We start from the raw sequence: 20,590 nt of genomic DNA on the forward strand, positions 1-20,590 counted from the left end.
TCTGCTATTTCGAAAAACGCTTCTCGGTTCTTCTCATAAGAACTGACAGTAACAACGTTACAAAGAATCCAATGAGTGTACTCTTCACCAAATAGTCAAAAAAGAGAGTACCCGCACCTGTGTCGTTCTTTAGTAGAACTACTTGCTTGTTAAATTCCTCCTCTGTAATGGTAATCTTGCCTCCGTGAAGAAGTTGATCCTTCTGCATCATCATTCCATTAACAGTTCCGTCTATATAAGTTTGAAGAAAACCTGGCATAATCTGGCAAATAATTACGATGGAAAGCCCCACCAGAATACCTATCACCATATAGATAATAAAACCGATAACAATCCCCTGCCAGAAGTTCATCATCTGATTATTATAAAAATCCTTAAACTCCTTCATGGCAAAAAAGATAAATACGGCAAACAGCAGTATTCTAAAATCTAAGAATGGTGGAATTAATAGTGGATGACGATTGATGAAATAAAGCACCAAAATTATTACCACTCCCAATATCGCTCCTATCAACCCAAATTTTAACGGTACTCTTACTAACGGTTTCATTCTATTCTCTCCCTGCTAAATTTTATCAATATAACTTATGCCATTATTGAAAGTAGCAATGGCCTTTCCTTTAATTTTTTGCTTCCAGTATGGTGAATTTTCTGACTTTGAATGATTACTCTTTCCATCCAGAGTCCACTCATGGTTAGGGTCAAAAAGGGTGACATTCGCCTCCTCACCTTCACTGATTAGCGGATTGGCTAAACCTAATACTTCTCGAGGTGCAGATGTGACTTTTTTAATCAGCTCCGCCATATCTACATCTGCCGATAATGTAGCAATGTTATGCGCTACCGTCTGCAAACTGGTAATACCAAACTCAGCCAGATCAAACTCCAGCTTCTTATCATCTTCATCCTGAGGGTTGTGATTAGAAACCAGTATATCGATTACTCCTTCTTTTAAACCTTTCTTCAGGGCTTTATTATCCTTCTCTGTTCTGAATGGTGGGCTTACTTTATAATTAGCATCAAACCCCATCAGATCATCATCACTAAAGTCAGTTTGGTAGGCAGCCATATCACAAGTTACCTGTAAGCCCTTTTTCTTAGCTTCTTTGATTAAGTTAATTGACTTCGGTGATGAGATATTGGTGAAATGTAACCTTCCTCCAGCATAAGCTAATAGCTCAAGATCTCTCTGCACAATAAGCTCTTCGGCCAGCGTAGGAATTCCCTTCATACCTAATCTTGTGCTATTTAAGCCTTCATTCATTACGCCAAACATACTCAAATGCACATCTTCCGGCTTATTAATCAAAAGGCCATTGAACTTTTGTAAATATTGAAGTGACTTCAAAAGAATGTCTGTATGCCATATCGGGTTCAAACCATCTGAGAAAGCAGCGGCACCGGCCGTGTGCAAATCTATCATTTCAGTAAGCTCTTCACCCTTACAACCCAGCGTTACTGCCGCTATCGGATAAATTTGAGTCAGTGACTCAGTATTTATTGATTGCAGGTATTTCACATCATTCTTACCCTGAGTTACCGGATGATTATTGGGCAGAACGGCTACTCCGGTAAAACCACCTGCCGCAGCAGTAGCGACACCCGACCTTAGATCTTCCTTATGTTCAGAGCCCGGATCTGCAAAAACCGCCCTCATATCAAACCAACCAGCAGAAAGATACATGCCTTTAGCCTCAATGGTTTTATCGGCCTTCGGGGTGTTATCACCTATGTATACAATCTTTCCATTCTTAATCTGCACATTGGTTTTCTTACCATGAAAAGGTGAACCCTCATTGATAATTTGTGCTGATTTAATAAGTATGTTTTTCATTCTTTAAAATCTATAATGAGCTTATGGCATGAATCTCACCAATAAAACCTCTATAAAAAGGAAAATCAAGGCCAATATTACGGCATATTTCCATAATGGCTGTCCTATATATTTACTTTCTAGTTCCGCCCTGAACTGATCTTTATTACTCACATCCAGGATGGCACTATTCCCACCAAAAACACTGGTTAAATTAGCGGCATCAAACTGTCTGAGATCTGATTCCGATGGACTGTTATTAAAAGCCAAAGTCCCCATTTTTTCACCTCTATAGGTGAGATCGTAGAAGCCAGAGCTCAAAACAAATTTTGGCACATCCATATAAACATTGTTTCCGCTAATTCTTTGCAAAGGTATAATTTCTTCGTCGTCTCTTACCAGTTTAAACACATCATCAAGGTTATTAAGCGTATCGGCTTTGAAAATAATGGAAGGTTCATCTATAAAATGATACAATTGATTCTCTGTAGATGCACTGGATACAGCTATTCTGTACATAACTGGCACAAACAAGGCATGAGCCTGAAACGAAGAATAAGCATCTGACAGCGGTGAGGCAAATACATAAACACCACCCTGACTTCCAAATTTTGATAAAAACGGCTGCCCGTTTCTAAACTGTAATAATGCAGTACGATCAGCACCCCATTTCAAAACCGGGCTGGCTTCGGGCATAGCAAAGTTGGGGTTCTTCTCTTCAAACACATTTTCGTAAAACGGGTCCGCAAAATTAGGGGCGGCCAATGTCATTTTAGCTAATGAATCTGACTTAGTTACCCTGTTCATATTGAGCAGCTGGCGGTAATCATCTACATTTCCTGAAGAGGAAGGGATAAAGACCACATTACCATAATTATTTAAAAACTGGTTAAGCGCACCAATCAATGAGGCATCTATTTGATCTAAGCCATTTACCACCACCAAATCAGATTCTGGTATAAGGTTATAATCAAGGTTAGCGTAGCTCGAGCTTTTAAAATTGAATATCGTTTCATTCCCGAAAACCCTTTGGATACGACTCACCTTTTGATCAGCCTTGATTTCCAGAATATTTATTTTCTGGCTTCCGTTTATGGTGAAATAAAAGTCATTATCAAAAGTTACCGGAAAATCTTCAAAGCTGATTCTGCATTTGTTTTCTCCTTCTAAGTTAAACGCAAGATCAAAAGTGGCGGTCTCCTTTCCATTTGGAGATAGGTTAACGCTGGCTGTAGCTGCTTGCACGTCATCCACAAACACCTTAACAATTAAATCATTGGCCTCTTTTGTACCTATATTTCTTAGCACCACATTGAGCTTCAGCTTTTCATCTCCAATCAGAAAAGGATTATCTAAATAGAGGGAGTCTACATATACGTTACTTATAGATTGAAACTGAAGAGGGATCAGATTGATATTGAAGTTACTATCCAACTGTTGAAGCGCCTCTGTGCCGGCAGTTGAGCTTTGGAAATCTGATAACCAGAATACTTCATAGTCCTTTCCTTTCTCAGTATCTATTTTTAATCGGTTAGCTACTTCCTCAATGGTTCGAGTAATACCATTCATTTTTACCTCGGTGGTGAAGTCATCAATATCTGTTTTGCTCTTAAATCCACTTGAATTAGCATTGAAATCATTAGTCAGCACCTTATACTCATGAGTAGCAGGGTAAATATCCGTGAGTGTATTTACATAAGACAAAGCTTCCTCAAATGCGGATATATTCTCAGTGATTTCATTACTCATACTCAGAGAGTTATCTAAATAAATGAGTGTTTGAGAAGAAGCACTGACCTCATCATCTGAAGGCACAAAAGGTTGTGCAAAGGCGATAACCAAAAAGAAAATAAAGAATAAACGACTGGCCAGAATCAGGTAATGCTTCAGTTTTCGCTTGGCACTGCTGGCATCCTTTACTTTTTTCAGAAACTGAGTATTGGAGAAATATACCTTTTTAGTTCTTCTAAAATTGAATAAATGAATGATTATAGGAATGGCCAATGCAAAAAGGCCGTAGAGGAACTGTGGGTATAAAAAATTCATCAGTTGCAAAAGTAGAAAAAAATAAGGAATGAATAAGCCATTTCCGGCTGTGACTTTAATTCTTTAAACGATTATAACTATAAAAAAAGTTATAATATGAAATAAGCTTTCACTTTATACCTTGTTAACTATAGCATCCGGAAAGGAATAAAGGACATCGCCAATTTCATATTACAGTTAAAAAACAAATTTTACTGATATGAAATCTATGATCCATAAAACAACTAATGCTCCTAACGCGGGGTCTATGGCAGACATTGCCTTCTTACTACTTATCTTTTTCATGATTACTACTACCATAGTGAGTGACAAAGGACTAATGATACAACTGCCACAGCACACTGATGAGTCGACAACCTTTCATTTAAATGAACGAAACATTTTCAAAATTCTGGTTAACTCTAAAGATGAACTGATGGTGGAAGGAAAGCAACGTGAAGGTGCCCAAGATTTAAGAACAGAGATAAAGGCCTTTGTTTTAAACCATGGTAAAGACAATACCAGTAGTGACTCACCAAAAGATGCTGTGGTTTCTATAAAAACAGCCCGAGGCACCAGTCAGGCATCTTTTATACAAGTACTGGATGAAGCTAAAGCTGCTTACTATGAAATTTATGCAGAACGCGCAGGCATCACCACCGATGAATATAGAAAGCTTGGTAATTCTCCTGCTGATTTAAAGATTATTAGAAAAGCCAGCGAAGAAATACCCATGAATATTTCCATAGCTGAACCTGATTAATCGTTAAGAGAGGCAGTAACATGTAGTTGATGCTACTGCCTCTTAAACCTTATCATTTCTTGTTTTTTAACATTAAAATTTCGTTGACATTGATCTCCGTCACGTACTTTTTCTCGCCTTTAGCATTTTCATAAGATCGGTGGATAAGTTTCCCTTCGATAGCTACTTCGTTTCCTTTCTTTAGAAATTGAGAAGCGATGTCAGCAGTTTTACCCCATGCCACCAGGTTATGCCATTGTGTTTCTTCTACCCGCTCACCTGCAGCATTCTTATAACTATCAGTAGTGGCTAGTGAAAATGTGGCTAAAGATGAACCACTTGCCAAACTTCTCATTTCAGGATCTTTACCTAATCTACCAATAAGCTGAACACTGTTTCTTAAATTTTTCATAATAAAATATTTTAGTAAAATGACTATATCCGATCTCATATCGAATTTGATGAAGGCAAAGTAAGTATGAGATTAAGGGAGTATTCGTATGATAAATGTTTGCATTCGCTTAACTTACATTTATAAGCGTTTACAAACGTTTATAAACGGATATAATACTCATAACCAAACACTTATAATATGGAAGAAAAAGAATGTTTGGAATGCGGCACCAAGATATTTGGCCGCGCAGATAAGAAATTCTGTTCAGATTTATGTAGAAATGCCTACAACAATAAGCTTAACAGCGATAGTAATAATTACATTCGCTCAGTTAATGCTACACTGAAAAAGAACAGGAAAATTCTTAATCAACTAAACCCTAATGGAAAGAGTAAAACTCATCGGGATCGATTAGTAGAAAAAGGCTTTGATTTTAATTACTACACTAATACCTACACTACTAAGGCAGGTGCCATCTATTACTTTTGTTATGAATACGGCTACCTTCCTTTAGACAATAATTTCTTCGCTTTGGTAAAAAGAGATTCATAAGAAAAGAGCCATTTAAAATTTTAAATGGCTCTTTTTGATGTATATAGTTTTAACTATTATTTCTTTAACACGGTGAACTCAACCCTACGATTGACTGCTCTGCCCTCGTCAGTATCATTAGTTTCCAGCGGCACTGTTTCACCATAACCTTTAGCCACCAGCCTGAAATCATCTATTCCCTGCTCTACTAAATATGCTACTACAGCCTCTGCCCTACCTTGAGAAAGTGTAAGGTTATAATCATCAGATCCTTTACTATCCGTATGACCCGCAATTTCGATTTCAACTGAAGAGTTGTTGTTTAAAAACTCCACCACCTTATTAAGCTCTACAAAAGATTCAGACTTCAATGTAGTTTTATCAAAGTCAAAGAAAATATTCTTCAGACGTACTGTAGCTCCTACTTCGATAGGTAGAAGGTATAGATCTTTGGTTAACAAGCTTCCTGATTCATTTAGATTTTGAATACTGTCACTGGCATTTAAAAAACCTTCAGCTGAGGCGGTAAGCATATACCAACCTTTGTCTTTCAGCTCTTTCTCAAAATATCCATCCGGCAACTCTTTGTTAACCCAATCTGACTTAGCCTTTTTCATTCTAACAGTAAGGTTAGACTTGATCGGCTCATTAGTCTTGGCATTATAAACATTTACCGTAAGCATAGGATTCTGTTTCACAGGTTTCAATGCAAAGTCTTTAATCACAGTGGTATCTCGGAACACATCTTTGATTTCTAAGCTTCCTTTTGCTGGATGATATCCTTCAGCAGTTATGGAGAAATTATAACTACCTTCTCCTTTTAGCTTGGTTTTGTATCCATTTAGATTATCTACGCTAACAGTATCTTTTTCTCCCTCATGACTGATAATAAGCTGAGCATTGATACCATTTTTAGCCTTCTCATCTAGCACCATCCCTTTTAATGAAATATTGATTTCCTTTTCAATCAGTTGAAAAATATCGAGATTACCTCCGTCAATAGTTCTACCAGATTGAGCGGTAAATACATGACCTGAAGCATCTATAGACATATAAGAATCAAAGGCGGCGGTATTTAAAGGTCGGCCAACGTTTACAGGGTCTGACCATTTAGTCCAGCTATTATCCAGACGTACTGTTTTATAGATATCAGCACTTCCAATACCCATATCCTTTCTATTGCTAGAAAAGTACATGGTTTTATCATCGGGAGCCATGTATGGTGCAAACTCATCCCTTGCTGTATTCAGGTTATTTGGCAATTTCACGGGTCTTGACCATTTTCCATCAGCTAAAACCTTGCTCATATAAAGGTCACTAAAAGTACTGTTCTCCTTTTCACTTAAATATAGAATCATGAATTTGCCATCAGAAGACATGGTAGCTCCATAGAATTTCCCATTATTCATATTCTTGAAATCTTCTACATCTATCTCATCAGGCTTAGACCATTCACTTCCGACTTTTCTAGTAAAAGAAAAACCCTTTGAGTTCTTAGAATCACCTCCTCTAATAAAAAGAGTGCCGTCTGGCAAAACCGTAAACACCTGATTAGAATGATGCTCATTGAGTGGTTTAGACATGTGTTTTGCCTCTCCCCACGTACCGTCAGATTGAAGTTCAGTAAACCAAATATCCTGGCTCCCCTCCTTCCCGTAGGTATTTTCAGGTGAATTATGAACGAAGAAATATAATGTTTTACCATCAAGAGAAATTACAGGTGCTCCTTCATGGTAGGCTTTATTCACCTTTCTCCCAAGGTTCTTTAATTCATAGCGTTCATTATACTCTTGGGAAAAACCAATAATACTATAGACAAAAAATAAGGTTAGTGTGAAGGTTTTTTTCATTAAAAAATTGCTTTAGCCGGTTGAAATATAAAAAAATATAGCTGTTGTTTAGAACGTTTATACCAGAAGTAGCCATAATGTAATAATTAATGTATCTTTTTATTTATATTCACGTTATATGAACATGCCTAAAACACTCTTTACCGCACTTATATTAACGTTTTTTGGAGTTGCAGCTTTTGCTCAGGAAGCTGAAATAGAAATTACAGGACGAATTATAGATTCTGAAACCAACGAACCTGTGCCTTATGTGCATGTCATTAATAAAACAGTAAACAAGGGAGTAGTAAGTAATACAGAAGGTAGATTTTGGGTTACTATGGATAAATCTGACACTTTGGTGTTTTCATCCATTGGATTTGAGTCATATGCTTACACTATAAAGGAGGATGTAGCTACCGACAAAATAGATATTACCATTGCACTCAATATGTCTACTATGGAGCTTCAGCCTGTAAAAGTATTTGCTTTCAGGGATGAAAAAGCATTAAAACAGGCTATACTCAACATGCAGGTGCCAATTGGAGCCGGAGATGATAAAGAGCCTGTAATTGCCACTGGTTTTGTGAGACCAAAATGGACAAGCGCTGAGGGAGGTATTTCAATGGGAGGACCTTTTTCTGCCATCTACAACAAGGTGAGTAAAGAAGCAAAAGAAAAGAAAAAATTACAGCAGTTTCAGCGAAGCTATGATAGGCAGCTTTTAGCCAAGTCAAAATACAATGAAAAGGTAGTGATAGAACTTACCGGATTACCTGAAGATAAGGTGGAAGACTTTATGCAATATTGTAAGCTGGAAGAAAGCTTTATTATGAACTCTACGGAATACGAAATAGCCGTAGCTGTAAACCAGTGCCTTACTAAATTTATAAAATTAGAGGAAGACGACACTGATCAATAGCCCTTGCAGAAATCCACGTATTTAAAAGACAATAAAAAAACAGCCACCTTTTTAGATGGCTGTTTTTGCAAGCAAAGAGGTTAAACATTTTTTAGTTACATCAATAAAGATAATCGGAATTTGCTAAAAATCCATTCTAGTTGATGACTAATTTTCATAAAAAGTACAATCAATTTTAAAAACTTTAGTGAAACGGAAAAGCTCATAATAAGCACCCATAATATGATAGCTTTTCGTATTTTCGCGGCTTTAATGAAAGCTCTTAAGAAAATAGCATCTATACTTTATCGCATTTGGGTAATACTGATCTTCTCAGTATTCATGATCATACTGTTGCCTCTTATTGTTTTACCCATTCTTCTAGGCCCTAAATATGGTAGCCTTACCTATTTCGGTTTGCGCCTTTGGTCGTTGATATTTAGCTTTTTTACATTCATCAGATATTCGGTGGTAGATAAGCAGAAAGTAGATAAAAGCAAATCATACATTTATGCTTGTAATCACACTTCCTTTTTAGATCTCCCTGGCCTGGTGCAAGGTGTGCCCACTCAGTTTAGACCCTTGGCAAAAAAGGAATTGTTGAAGATTCCGGTATTTGGTTTAATTGTGCGGGTTGTAACCATTATTGTAGATCGTTCTAGTGCGGAAAGCAGAAGAGACAGCATTTTAAAGCTAAAGAGAGTATTGGAAGAAGGTATTTCTATCTTGATATTTCCTGAAGGAACACAAAACAGAACGGAACTACCACTTCAACCCTTTTATGATGGTGCTTTTAGAATAGCCATTGAGACTAAGGCCACCATTATGCCTACAGTAATTACTAATGCAGGCAGACTTATGCCTCCTAGTACTTTGAACCTGAAGCCAGGAAGAGTGAAAGTAATTTTCGGTGATGAGATAGATGCCTCTGAATACAGCTTGAAGGAATTGCCTTTCCTAAAAGAGAAGGTATTTAATCATATGATAGATATTATAAAAAAGCATGATATAAAAAGCTAAGGCTCAGATAGAACCTTAGCTTATAATTATCATTAGCCTCTGCTACTCATAGGTACTTCTATTAGAAGTATATCTGCATTTTCAGTGGCCTTTATATCTAGTTTATCTATTTCATAAATACCCAGACCGTCTCGCTTGCCCAACTGCTCACCTGCTACTTCAACACTGCCTGATAAGGTAAAAACATACACTCCATGATTAGGTGATTTCAAATCATAGGTTAGATCTGTACCTGCCTCTAAATTACCAAGGCTGAAGTAAGCATCCTGATTAATCCATAATGCCTCACCTTCTTTATCTGGGCTAACTACGGTTTGTATCTGGTTTACCCTACCTGCAGGATCAAATGTTTTCTGTCCATACCTAGGCTCAATATTTCTTTCTTTAGGAAAAACCCAGATCTGAAGAAAATTAACCGCTTCGTTATGGTTAGGGTTAAACTCTGAATGCATGATTCCAGTGCCCGCTGACATAATTTGTACGTCATCAGTTTTAATTACTGAAGCATTTCCCATACTATCCTCATGCTTTAAACTGCCTGACAATGGTATGGACACAATCTCCATATTATCATGCGGGTGCTTTCCAAAACCTGCTCCACCGGTAACGATGTCGTCGTTAAGTACTCTAAGCATTCCAAAGTTAGTTCTGGTAGGATCATAATAACTTCCAAAACTAAATGTGTGATGCGTATTTAACCAGCCATGGTCTGCATGGCCTCTTGTATTAGCTCTGTGAATTATCTTTTTCATCTTTGTTTGGTGTTTTATCAAGTTATGAATCCTGCAATTAAGTCAACGATTCATGACTCAAATATAATCAATGTTTAAACATTAATACGAAGACAAGTTGAATAATGTTTCCAATATTCAACTTAAAATTTATTCGAACTCTACTACCAGATCGTCTTGCTCCAGCATTTCTCCTGCTGCTAAGTGTACCTTCTTCACCTTTCCACTTACTGGAGAATTTATGGTAGACTCCATTTTCATAGCTTCTATAGAGAATAATGGCGCATTTTCTTTCACCTCATCACCTTCTTTCACTTTCACTTCAGCTAATTTACCTTGCAGTGGAGAGCCTACGTGTTTGTCGGTGGTTGCTTTTAGATGTGATGCTTTCTCAGCCTTTACATTTTCATCCTTCACTTCCATGATCCTGGTTTGGCCATTCATTTCGAAGTAAACTCTGCAAATGCCTTTCTCATCCGGAGCTGATTTGTATAGCTTTTTAATGATAATGGCTTTACCATGACCTATTTCAACAAATATTTCCTGGTTATCTTTAAGACCGTAAAGGAAAGCCTGTGTTGGGAGCCTCCAAACTTCACCATATTCCTGCCAGTGATCATAAAAGTCTTTGAACACCTTGGGATATAACTTGTAAGAGAGAAAGTCGAGCTCATCGCAATATTCATCGAATTCGGTTTGAAAATCTTTGAATTCGGCCTCAAAGTCAACAGGTTCCAGGTGTGCATTAGGTCTGTCTGTAAACGGCTTCTCCCCTTTCAATATAATCTTGGAAAGATCTTCAGGGAAGCCACCATATGGCTGGCCCAGCTCTCCTTTGAAGAGGCTTACCACTGATTCTGGAAATGATAAGGTGTGTCCTCTCTCATAGATATCTTCGGGTGTCAGGTCGTTAGAAGTCATGAATAAGGCCATATCCCCTACCACCTTAGAGGATGGTGTAACCTTCACTAACTCACCAAACATTTTATTGACCACTGCATAATTCTCTTTCACTTTGGCGAACTTATCCTCCAAGCCCAAGCCTCTGGCCTGCGGCCTTAAATTAGAATACTGACCTCCAGGGATCTCATGCTCGTACACCTCAGCTGTGCCTGCTTTCAACTCAGATTCGAATGGATAATAATATTCCCTCACATCTTCCCAATAGTTGGAATATTTATTCAATGAATGGATATCAAACTTATTCTCCCTTTCATGACCCTCAAGCGCAGCCAGCATAGAATTAAAGTTTGGCTGGGAAGTAAGCCCAGACATGGAACTTATGGCAACATCTACCACGTCTACTCCGGCATTAATGGCCTTCCAGTAAGTAGTACTTTGTATGCTGGAAGTATCGTGCGTATGCAAATGAATAGGTAGATCAACTGCCTTTTTCAATTCAGTAATCAACACCTCAGCACTTTTTGGTTTTAATAATCCTGCCATGTCTTTGATAGCCAGGATATGAGCGCCTTCATCTTCCAGCTTTCTGGCCAAATCCAGATAATACTGCAAGTCATACTTGGTATTTTCTTTAAAAATATCGCCGGTATAGCATAAACAAGCCTCGGCCAGCGAATCTGTTCTTTCTCTGACAGTTTTTATACTCACTTTCATAGCTTCCACCCAGTTTAAAGAATCGAATATTCTGAAAACATCAATACCTGTTTCTGCCGATTTCTCTATAAATTTTTCTATTAAATTATCTGGATAGGCCTTGTAACCTACTCCATTAGAGCCTCTTAGCAACATTTGAAGTAAAATATTGGGCATAGCTTCTCTGAAAAGGCTTAACCTGTCCCACGGATTTTCATTTAAAAATCTCATGCAGACATCAAAAGTAGCTCCGCCCCAAACCTCCATAGAAAAAGTATTAGGATGATTCTTGGCGTATCCTTCGGCCACCTTGAGCATGTCAATAGTCCGTACTCTGGTGGCTAGCAATGACTGATGTGCATCTCTAAAAGTAGTGTCAGTAAATTGTATTTGTTTCTCATCCTTTAGCCATTTCACAAACCCTTCGCGCCCTAATTGCTTTAGTTTATCTTTAGTACCCTCAGGGTAGCCTCCTAAACGATCAAATTCAGGTACTTTAGGATCTCTGAAAACTTTGGTGGTATCTATTTTCTTTACATTCGGATTTCCATTTACCGATAAATTGGCCAGATAATTTAAAAATTTAGTTCCTCTATTGAGCCTTCTTGGCATATCAAAAAGCTCCGGGTGGTCTTGTATGAAGTTTACGGTGGCTTCACCTTTATAGAAAACCGGGTTGGTGATTACATTAGCCAGAAAACCGATATTGGTTTCTACTCCTCTTATCCTAAATTCGCTTAGGGCACGCTCTAACCTTTCTGCAGCTCCTTTTAATGTTCTTCCCCAGCTCGATACCTTCACCAAAAGAGAATCAAAGAAGGGCGATATATTAACGCCTGCATAGCAATTACCAGCATCTAGTCTAATACCAAAGCCACTAGCGCTGCGATAGGCTATGATGGTTCCATAATCTGGCTGGAAGTTATTGGCGGGATCTTCGGTGGTAATTCTACACTGGATAGCGTATCCGTTACATTTTACATCGGCCTGTTCCTTAATAAATATCCTTCTATCTGCCAGATCAAACCCTCTCGCTATAAGTATTTGAGACCTCACAATATCGATCCCTGTAACCTCTTCTGTAATGGTGTGTTCTACCTGAACTCTGGGGTTTACTTCAATGAAATATATGTCCTCATCTCTATCAACCAGAAACTCTACTGTACCTACATTATTATAGTTTACCTGCTTAGCGATAGATAAGGCATAATGATATAATTTATCTTTAGTTTCCTGTGAGATGGTCATACAAGGAGCCACTTCCACTACTTTTTGAAACCTACGCTGTACTGAGCAGTCTCTTTCAAACAGGTGAACAATGTTACCATAGTTATCACCCATGATTTGCACCTCTATATGCTTGGGCTGATCTATGAATTTCTCCAGAAAGATAGTATCATCACCAAAAGCATTTCCCGCCTCCTTCTTTGCATCTACAAAAGCGGATTTTAGCTGGTTATCATCTCTCACCACCCTCATACCTCTACCTCCACCACCAGCAGCGGCCTTCACCATAATCGGGTAGCCTATTCTAGAAGCTTCCTTAAGCGCTACCTCCTCAGAAGTGAGGCTTTCATTGCTATCTTCAATAACTGGGACATTAGCTTTAACAGCTATTTTCTTAGCCTCCACTTTATCGCCCAATTGGTCCATCACCTCAGGCTCTGGTCCAATGAAAATAAGCCCCTCTTCTCTACAGCGTCTTGCAAAATTTACGTTTTCAGACAGAAAACCATAACCAGGATGAATGGCATCAACTCCGTTTCTTTTGGCTACAGCAATGATCTCTTCAATATCCAAATAAGGCTTTAAAGGATCATCATCAGCACCAATCTGATAGGCTTCATCTGCCTTATATCTATGAAGAGAATACCGGTCTTCATATGTGTAAATGGTTACTGATCTGATCTTTAACTCGCTTGTGGCTCTAAGAATTCTAATGGCAATTTCACCTCGGTTAGCCACCATTAGCTTTTTGATTTCCCTCAATTGAATATTCATGGATTAGGTATAATAGGTTATAGTTAGATGATTTAGTATTGAAAAGTTAAAACATTCACGTCGGTTTGGCAAAGACTGATGTTTTCTGTTTATTAATTTTTATATTCACAACATTGATAATTGTAATCTTTCTACAAATGTTTAAGTATATCATCCTAGTACTCGTTGCAGCGTTCATCATCATTCAGTTTTTCAGAATTGATAAAACCAACCCTACTTACAATGAATCTGAAGACTTCATAACTATCACTAAGCCATCAGATGAGGTTAAAAACATTCTCGTTACAGCTTGTTATGATTGTCATTCTTATAAGACAGAGTATCCGTGGTATTCTAATGTAGCTCCTGCCAGCTGGTTTCTTGCAGAACATATTGAAGATGGAAGAAGACATTTGAATTTCTCTATCTGGGGAACATACCCTGCCGATAAAGCAGCTCATAAGCTGGAAGAGGTAGCGGATGAAGTGGAAGAGGGCGAAATGCCGCTTTCAAGTTATACTATCATGCATGGTGATGCCAAGCTCACTGACGCTCAAAAAGAAGCTTTAGTATCATGGGTGAAAAGCCTTTAATAATCAGGTAATAACTCCCTTTTAGCAAAAGCTTTCCAGATGCAGAATAACGAACCGTATATAGAAATACCCAGCATTTTTCATTCTTATGATTCCAAGCAACCTTTTGAAAGGTGTATTGATTGTGATAAGTATCTTCTTGAGGATGATAGTGAGTATTTCATAGAAAAGGCCATTAAAAATTATAAAGGCTATAAAGCTCAGGATGTGATCTTTGAATATGCTATCTGTGCCTCATGTGCAGAAAAGATGCGCAAGAAGATCTCAAAAGAATCTATGGAGCATATAGAAGAGTTTTTTGCGCACCATGTAGATATTAGTAAGCGCATGGAAGTAATGCAAAATAACCCTGGCAATCCTGTAGCCTGGATGGAGCAATGCCTGATTAATGGATCCATGAAAAATGAATTGGATGAGTTTCAGCTATATGCACATTGCAAAGGCAAGCGATTGGAACTTAGCAACATGCCATACATGATCAGTGGTACAGCGCTAGATGAAATTGCTCACATTCTAAGTGACCAGACTAAAGATGAACTTGATAATTTCCTGAATCAACATTTTGGTCCTCCGCCAGAGCTGGAAGAACTACTACCAGGAAAAAGACGATTTATGCTGGTTTAGAGATCGTGATCGAAGAGGTCATAATCTCTCCTCTCCAGTTTCTCTTTAATGTCTTTGATTACATCATCCAGGTGAGTGGTAGCATCATGCAGAAAATTAACAATTTTCTCTTCATCTTCTCGCAGCTCACAGTTTTTCAGAAGGTTTACCAGGCCTAAGACCGTGGCTACAGGAGCCCTAAGTTCATGAGCATTGATGTATGCATATTCAGCTAGCACTTTATTCTGTTCCTTTAAAAGGCTGGTTCTTTCTCTAATTTTCTCCTCCAGGGTGCCATTGAGATTTTCAAGGTTCTGATTAAGATATTTCATCTTTTCAGATTGAGCATGCAGCTCTTCCGATTGTAACTGTATCTGATCATTCTTTTCTTTTAAAAGATTGATCACATTTTTCTGAGCTAAGCGTTGCTTATACATAATATATGCAATGGCCACTACCGCCAAAAGAAGAATTACTATGATGGTGATTATAGCATTTCTTTGCTTCAATTCCAGCAGTGCATTTTCATTCTCTTGCTTTAATAACTCCGTTTGATGAGAGTTTTGAATACTCGCAATCTGGCGGCTCTTCTGCTCACTAAAAATGCTATCTTTTAGTAGCGCATAAGCAGTATAGTCTTCTAAAGCCTTTTCGAAATCATTTTTACCCTTGAAGAGCTTCGACCTGTTATCATAAATCTCCATCCGTAAATCCCGAGCGCCGGAGATGTGAGAATAAGTTAAAGCACTATCATAATATTGTTCTGCCAGATCGTAATGCTCAAGACGGGTGTGAATATTGCCCAGCTTATTATAAGAATTTGAGATGCTCCTTATTTCATTTATTTCCTTTCTGATGGCCAGGGCACGTTCATTAAAGTATATGGCAGATTCATATTCTCTGGTAGCATTGGCCACATTGGCCAGACCATTGTAGGCATAAGCCTTTTCACGCTCAGTGATGGAAGAATTATTCAATCCCTCCATAAAATAAAAGGTTGCGGAATCGTAATCTGACTTCGCTTCGAAGACCTCACCGATGTTTACCGAAATAAGGGCTCTTTTTTCTCCATACTCTTCAATATTAAGCTCTTGAGCCATGAATAGATATTGGAGACCTTTATCTCCTTCTCCTATCTTTTTATAGAGCTCCGCTATATTATTATAGGTAACGAGAACACCTGTTTTATCCTTGAGCTTCTTGAACAGCTCTAATGCCTTGAAATAGTTCTTTAATGATTCTGTATAGTCACTCTGGCTCCAGGCTATGGTTCCAGTTACGTTATAGGCATTGGCTAGCCCCCTATCGTAGTTGATTTTTTGAGATAATTCAAAGGCCACTTTAACATCATCCTTTGCCACCTCCACATTAGTGTAATATAAACTATAGGCCTGATCATTAAGTGCATCGATACTTTTCTTTATAGAATCCGTTGACGAGTATGCCACAGTATCTTGTGCCTGGCTCATTTCCACACAGCCGCTGTTCAACAATATTCCTATAAAGAAGTGATAAATCGATTTCCTCATATTACCGCACGATATTCTCTTTGCAAAGCAACCAAATACTCAATGATGAAATAGCCAATTGAGTAAATAATTACTCAATTTATCAAAAATTCTACAATTATTCATCACTTCAGAAAATTAATTATTTATATAAAACATTGATAATCAGCATTTTATAAATTTTATTGATTTTGGCCAAATTATTTCATTACACATATCAAAACCAAAAAATTTTCAATTATGCTTAAATGGACAGTAATATTTTTGATAGTAGCACTAGTAGCAGCCCTTTTCGGATTCGGAGGTATAGCAGCAGGTGCAGCAGGAATCGCTAAGATTTTATTCTTTGTATTCTTAGTGTTATTTGTGATCTCATTGATTTCAGGTGCAGTCAGACGCTGATACTGAAATAAGATATAACTTTAAAACCCAAAGAGGATCTTAACATCAAAGTTAAGGTCCTTTTTTTATGCTCTAGATTTCTGGCTATCCCGAAATGTGTATAAAAAAAGAAAGGCCTCACTGAAAGTGAGACCTTTTCCCAAAACTTACTTACATTAACATGTTATCAACCTTGCTAAACTAGTTGCAAGGACTATGCCAAACTAGTTTGAGATAGCGGCCAATAAATCATGTTGAGTAATAATATGCACTTCATCTGCAGCATCTCTTACTAATACTGCTTTGTTATCTTTATTAATCATGGAAGACAGTACATCCAAGGTATTGTTCATGGCTACGAATGGCATAGGGTCATCCATAATCTCAGAAACAGGCTTCTCACGAAGGTTTGGATCTTCTATAAGCTTTTCTAATAATTTGGTTGTGGAAACGCTACCCACAAACTCATTGTTCTCAACCACAGGCACTTGGTCAATGCCTTCCTTATTTAAGACCTGCATTACCTCACCTACCGAACGACTCTTATCAATAGTATAAAGCTTACCTGAACCATTCTTTTTCGTTACAATATCTTTAGCCGTGGCAAACTCTCTAGCCTCTAAGAATCCATGGTTTTTCATCCAATTGTCATTATACACCTTGGCCAGGTATCTTGTACCATGATCTGGTAGTATAATCACCATAGTATCACCTTCTTGTAGGTTTTCTTTGGCATATTCCAGAGCACCATGAACAGCAGATCCACAAGACCAGCCTACGAATAGACCTTCTTCTCTGGCTAATCTTCTAGTCATGATAGCACCGTCTTTATCGGTTACTTTCACGAAGTGGTCAATGAGACTAAAATCCACATTTTTGGGTAAAATGTCCTCACCTATACCCTCGGTCATGTAAGGGTAGATTTCGTTCTTATCGAACTCTCCAGTCTCTTTATATTTTTTGAATACTGATCCATAACTGTCTATACCAACAGATATAACATCCGCATTTTGCTCTTTCAAATATTTAGAAGTACCACACATTGATCCACCAGTTCCTACACCTGCAGCATAGTGCGTTATTTTCCCCTCAGTTTGTTCCCATATCTCAGGTCCGGTTGTCTCATAGTGCGCTGCCGCATTTGAAACGTTATCGTACTGGTTAGGGTAAAATGAGTTAGGGATATCTTTATTTAGCTTTTTAGCCACAGAATAGTAAGATCTGGGATCTTCCGGCTCTACGTTAGTAGGACATACTATAACTTCAGCACCCATAGCACGAAGAATATCTATTTTCTCCTGAGACTGCTTATCAGAAAGCGTGAAGATACACTTGTAGCCTTTAGCTATGGCTACCAGGGCTAGTCCCATACCAGTATTACCAGATGTACCTTCTATGATAGTGCCTCCAGGCTTTAGAATACCCTCTTTTTCAGCATCTTCTATCATTTTTAAGGCCATTCTATCCTTCATAGAATTACCCGGATTAAAATACTCTACCTTAGCCAGGACAGTTCCTTTAATACCTTTACTAACGCTGTTCAGCTTCACCAATGGTGTATTTCCTATGGCTTCAATAATGGAATTATAGTACATATTTTTTTCAATTTTACTCAAAACTACCAAGATCTATAATGAAATAATAAGAATGACTTTCTTATTTAACACAGATAGAAACAACTTAGTGTCTACTCCGTTTATTTCTCTGAAGAAACCTGGCAATCATGCAATTAATAAGACTATATTTTTTACCCTTCCTCATCACCGTTTTATTTTCCAACCTTAGCTATTCTCAAGAAAAACTTAAAGTAACTGTGGTGAATGCTGAAGACCTTACCCCAGTACCTTTCGCTACCATTTCATTTCCTGAACTTAAATATGGTTTTAGTGCCAATGGCAATGGTCAGTTTATACTTCCTTTAGATAAGACCTATGAGAATCAAATGCTGGCTGTAACTAATATAGGATTTGAAACCTTCCAGAAGCGAACCAAAGATCTTATAAATACTGATACCATCTTTCTTCAACCCAAAGTGACAGTACTAAGCGAGATTGTGGTAAGAGCTAAGAAAGAAAACCCTGAAGATTTAGTAAAAAATGTGGAGAAGGAATTAGGCAACTTCCTACGCAAAGATTCTTACTATCTCTATGGCTTCTATACCGAAACCATTCAAAAAAATGAGAAATATGAAGGATATACTGAAGCCTACGGCGTATTCAACATATCAGGCTACCAACCAGGCTATAATAGAAAAAATCCGCTTTTTAGCTATGATATTGCGCAATGGAAAAACATGCGCAGATCTAACTACTCGCTTAGTTCAGAGTGCGACACCCAACGCCAGAGAACTCTGGAGATAGACAAATTATCAAAGGCCAAAAGTGAGTATTTATACAATGGCCCTTTTAATAAAATCAATAAAAACGAATTTCGATATACGATAGACAGCCTCACCACCTATGACAGCACTGATGTCTTCGTGATAGGCTTTACTTCACTGGACACCAAAGAGCATGACTACAGCGGAAGAGCTTACATAAAAGCAGATGACTATGCCCTATTGGAAATGGAGATCTATGATGAAAACGCCAATGAGGTACTCTATGATGATTGTAAAATATCGAAAATAAAACTTCGCTTTGATCTATCGTTTACCAAAATAGCAGACAAGTATTATCTAAGAAAGGCAGATCTCACAACAGAATATTTTATTAACACTGATGCCCTAACAGAACGCATTACGTTAATAGGTGGTGAGTTTAAAGACAATTCGGTGGCAGACCTTAATTATGACCAGCGAATGATCATGTATAATGAAATGATCAATCCTGTAATATTCTACACACCAGATTTCTGGGAACAACAGAACCGACCGATCGATGAAAGCATTGCTGAGGATTTAAATGATGAAAAAACTCTTTACGAGCAATTCAAATTTAATAATGGAAAAAGAGTAATCCCTCTGCCTGATGAATACTCTAATTATGAGCAGATGTACAAAGAGAGGGATATCTTCAGAATGTTTCTCAATGCGAACTACTAATGGAGAAATTGACTTTACCGACTCCAGAATTACCTGTTCGAGCATCAAAGGCATAAACGGTAATTTCGTATGATCCATCTTCAGCAAATTTATAGTCAGCAAGGAAGGTATTGTTCTTTTCTTTTACCTGCAGCTCCACTGTGTCTATCATTTTACCGTCTTTCTTAACGATGGCTTTTACTTCCATTTTCTCAGCATCCCAAAGGCCACCATTTGATAGTGGGCAGCCGCACATCATCACAACATTAGCTGTTATAGTGGCCTTAGCTGACTGCACTGACTCATGGGTTTGAGGGCTTAACACATTGATAATGAAGCCCGGAATTTCGAGCACCACGCCATCACCATCAATATCTTTTCCAGGGATTAACCACACTTGCGTAGATGCATGCACAGCAGATTGAGGCTGGTTGAAGGGGGCAATCACCTCCACGGTAAGGAACACAGGTTCATCTATATTGATAGTGGCTTCAAACTTAGCGGTTTCAGCATCAGAAATATTTTTATAGCGTTCATGCGGTTCCTTCATAATGAGAGAAGTGTTACCTGTACTACCAGCGGTCTTTCCGCTAGCCATGATCTCAGCCGTAGCAGCATTTCTTATGATCACTTGTGCCCCACCGATGGAGCTGCCGATAAACTTAGCATCCTTAGCTTTAGCACGTACCAGAATTTTGGTAGGTGTGGCATATGAAGCGAAGAAAATGATAGAGAATAGTATGGTTAGTATGTTTTTCATATTTATAGATTAAAGGGTACAAATTTGAAATTGCTCTTTGAATTCCTGTAAATCTACTTGAATAAGATTTTTTACCCCTAATAATTCCAAATCTACTAACGCAAATCATTACATCTTATTAAATTATATAGAAGGGGCTGCCCTAAAATTAATTGCATTTT

General features: G+C 38.0%; 18 protein-coding genes. 8 read left to right on the top strand and 10 right to left on the bottom strand.

Annotated elements, in window-relative coordinates:
- Positions 1-4 precede the first annotated feature (4 nt).
- Genes LVD16_RS21100 through LVD16_RS21110 form a run of 3 tightly spaced genes read right to left on the bottom strand, consistent with a single transcriptional unit; the run spans position 5 to position 3,859 of the window.
- A complete protein-coding gene (locus tag LVD16_RS21100) occupies positions 5-550 on the bottom strand; it encodes a DUF4199 domain-containing protein (protein ID WP_233770275.1) in 546 nt (181 codons plus the stop codon).
- 15 nt (positions 551-565) lie between these two features.
- Complete coding sequence (locus LVD16_RS21105; protein WP_233770276.1) at positions 566-1,834, bottom strand: dihydroorotase; 1,269 nt, start codon at positions 1,832-1,834, stop codon at positions 566-568.
- 21 nt (positions 1,835-1,855) lie between these two features.
- Positions 1,856-3,859, bottom strand: a complete 2,004-nt coding sequence (locus LVD16_RS21110; protein WP_233770277.1) for a BatA domain-containing protein — start codon at positions 3,857-3,859, stop codon at positions 1,856-1,858.
- 199 nt (positions 3,860-4,058) lie between these two features.
- On the opposite strand from LVD16_RS21110, the gene LVD16_RS21115 reads away from it, so the two are divergent.
- On the top strand, positions 4,059-4,601 hold the full coding sequence (locus LVD16_RS21115) for an ExbD/TolR family protein (RefSeq protein WP_233770278.1): 543 nt from the start codon (positions 4,059-4,061) through the stop codon (positions 4,599-4,601).
- 52 nt (positions 4,602-4,653) lie between these two features.
- Here LVD16_RS21115 and LVD16_RS21120 read toward each other — a convergent pair whose 3' ends face one another.
- On the bottom strand, positions 4,654-4,992 hold the full coding sequence (locus LVD16_RS21120; RefSeq protein ID WP_233770279.1) for a single-stranded DNA-binding protein: 339 nt from the start codon (positions 4,990-4,992) through the stop codon (positions 4,654-4,656).
- A gap of 180 nt (positions 4,993-5,172) precedes the next feature.
- Here LVD16_RS21120 and LVD16_RS21125 point away from each other — a divergent pair, with 180 nt between their 5' ends.
- Positions 5,173-5,526 carry a DUF2116 family Zn-ribbon domain-containing protein gene (locus tag LVD16_RS21125; protein WP_233770280.1) on the top strand — a complete coding sequence of 118 codons (354 nt, stop codon included), beginning with the start codon at positions 5,173-5,175 and terminating at the stop codon, positions 5,524-5,526.
- 56 nt (positions 5,527-5,582) lie between these two features.
- Here LVD16_RS21125 and LVD16_RS21130 read toward each other — a convergent pair whose 3' ends face one another.
- Positions 5,583-7,355, bottom strand: coding sequence for an OmpA family protein (locus LVD16_RS21130; RefSeq protein ID WP_233770281.1), 1,773 nt, complete (start codon positions 7,353-7,355; stop codon positions 5,583-5,585).
- A gap of 124 nt (positions 7,356-7,479) precedes the next feature.
- On the opposite strand from LVD16_RS21130, the gene LVD16_RS21135 reads away from it, so the two are divergent.
- The gene (locus LVD16_RS21135; RefSeq protein WP_233770282.1) at positions 7,480-8,256 is read left to right on the top strand and encodes a carboxypeptidase-like regulatory domain-containing protein; all 777 of its coding nucleotides are present in this window, start codon (positions 7,480-7,482) and stop codon (positions 8,254-8,256) included.
- Positions 8,257-8,478: 222 nt separating this feature from the next.
- Positions 8,479-9,255 (top strand): lysophospholipid acyltransferase family protein, encoded by a 777-nt coding sequence (locus LVD16_RS21140; RefSeq protein WP_233770283.1) that lies wholly within the window; start codon positions 8,479-8,481, stop codon positions 9,253-9,255.
- Between the two features lie 32 nt (positions 9,256-9,287).
- On the opposite strand, the gene LVD16_RS21145 is transcribed toward LVD16_RS21140, so the two are convergent.
- Positions 9,288-10,007, bottom strand: coding sequence for a pirin family protein (locus LVD16_RS21145; RefSeq protein WP_233770284.1), 720 nt, complete (start codon positions 10,005-10,007; stop codon positions 9,288-9,290).
- Between the two features lie 129 nt (positions 10,008-10,136).
- Positions 10,137-13,583 (bottom strand): pyruvate carboxylase, encoded by a 3,447-nt coding sequence (locus tag LVD16_RS21150; protein WP_233770285.1) that lies wholly within the window; start codon positions 13,581-13,583, stop codon positions 10,137-10,139.
- 137 nt (positions 13,584-13,720) lie between these two features.
- Here LVD16_RS21150 and LVD16_RS21155 point away from each other — a divergent pair, with 137 nt between their 5' ends.
- Together LVD16_RS21155 and LVD16_RS21160 are read left to right on the top strand one after the other, a co-directional pair.
- Positions 13,721-14,155 (top strand): heme-binding domain-containing protein, encoded by a 435-nt coding sequence (locus LVD16_RS21155; RefSeq protein WP_233770286.1) that lies wholly within the window; start codon positions 13,721-13,723, stop codon positions 14,153-14,155.
- A 39-nt stretch (positions 14,156-14,194) separates the two neighbouring features.
- The gene (locus LVD16_RS21160) at positions 14,195-14,779 is read left to right on the top strand and encodes a hypothetical protein (protein ID WP_233770287.1); all 585 of its coding nucleotides are present in this window, start codon (positions 14,195-14,197) and stop codon (positions 14,777-14,779) included.
- On the opposite strand, the gene LVD16_RS21165 is transcribed toward LVD16_RS21160, so the two are convergent.
- Entirely contained in the window at positions 14,776-16,287 is a 1,512-nt protein-coding gene (locus tag LVD16_RS21165; RefSeq protein WP_233770288.1) for a tetratricopeptide repeat protein, read from the bottom strand. The two genes, LVD16_RS21160 and LVD16_RS21165, sit on opposite strands and share 4 nt — an antisense overlap.
- 219 nt (positions 16,288-16,506) lie before the next feature.
- On the opposite strand from LVD16_RS21165, the gene LVD16_RS21170 reads away from it, so the two are divergent.
- Complete coding sequence (locus LVD16_RS21170) at positions 16,507-16,668, top strand: DUF1328 family protein (protein ID WP_202245868.1); 162 nt, start codon at positions 16,507-16,509, stop codon at positions 16,666-16,668.
- 203 nt (positions 16,669-16,871) lie between these two features.
- Here the strand turns inward: LVD16_RS21170 and LVD16_RS21175 are convergent, their stop codons facing one another.
- The gene (locus tag LVD16_RS21175; protein WP_233770289.1) at positions 16,872-18,242 is read right to left on the bottom strand and encodes a cystathionine beta-synthase; all 1,371 of its coding nucleotides are present in this window, start codon (positions 18,240-18,242) and stop codon (positions 16,872-16,874) included.
- Between the two features lie 128 nt (positions 18,243-18,370).
- Between LVD16_RS21175 and LVD16_RS21180 the strand changes: the two genes are divergently transcribed.
- On the top strand, positions 18,371-19,690 hold the full coding sequence (locus LVD16_RS21180) for a peptidase associated/transthyretin-like domain-containing protein (RefSeq protein ID WP_233770290.1): 1,320 nt from the start codon (positions 18,371-18,373) through the stop codon (positions 19,688-19,690).
- Here LVD16_RS21180 and LVD16_RS21185 read toward each other — a convergent pair.
- Positions 19,674-20,429, bottom strand: a complete 756-nt coding sequence (locus LVD16_RS21185) for a hypothetical protein (RefSeq protein WP_233770291.1) — start codon at positions 20,427-20,429, stop codon at positions 19,674-19,676. The genes LVD16_RS21180 and LVD16_RS21185 overlap by 17 nt on opposite strands.
- Between the last annotated feature and the right edge of the window lie 161 nt (positions 20,430-20,590).

The organism is Fulvivirga ligni (assembly GCF_021389935.1).
Taxonomy (GTDB): domain Bacteria; phylum Bacteroidota; class Bacteroidia; order Cytophagales; family Cyclobacteriaceae; genus Fulvivirga; species Fulvivirga ligni.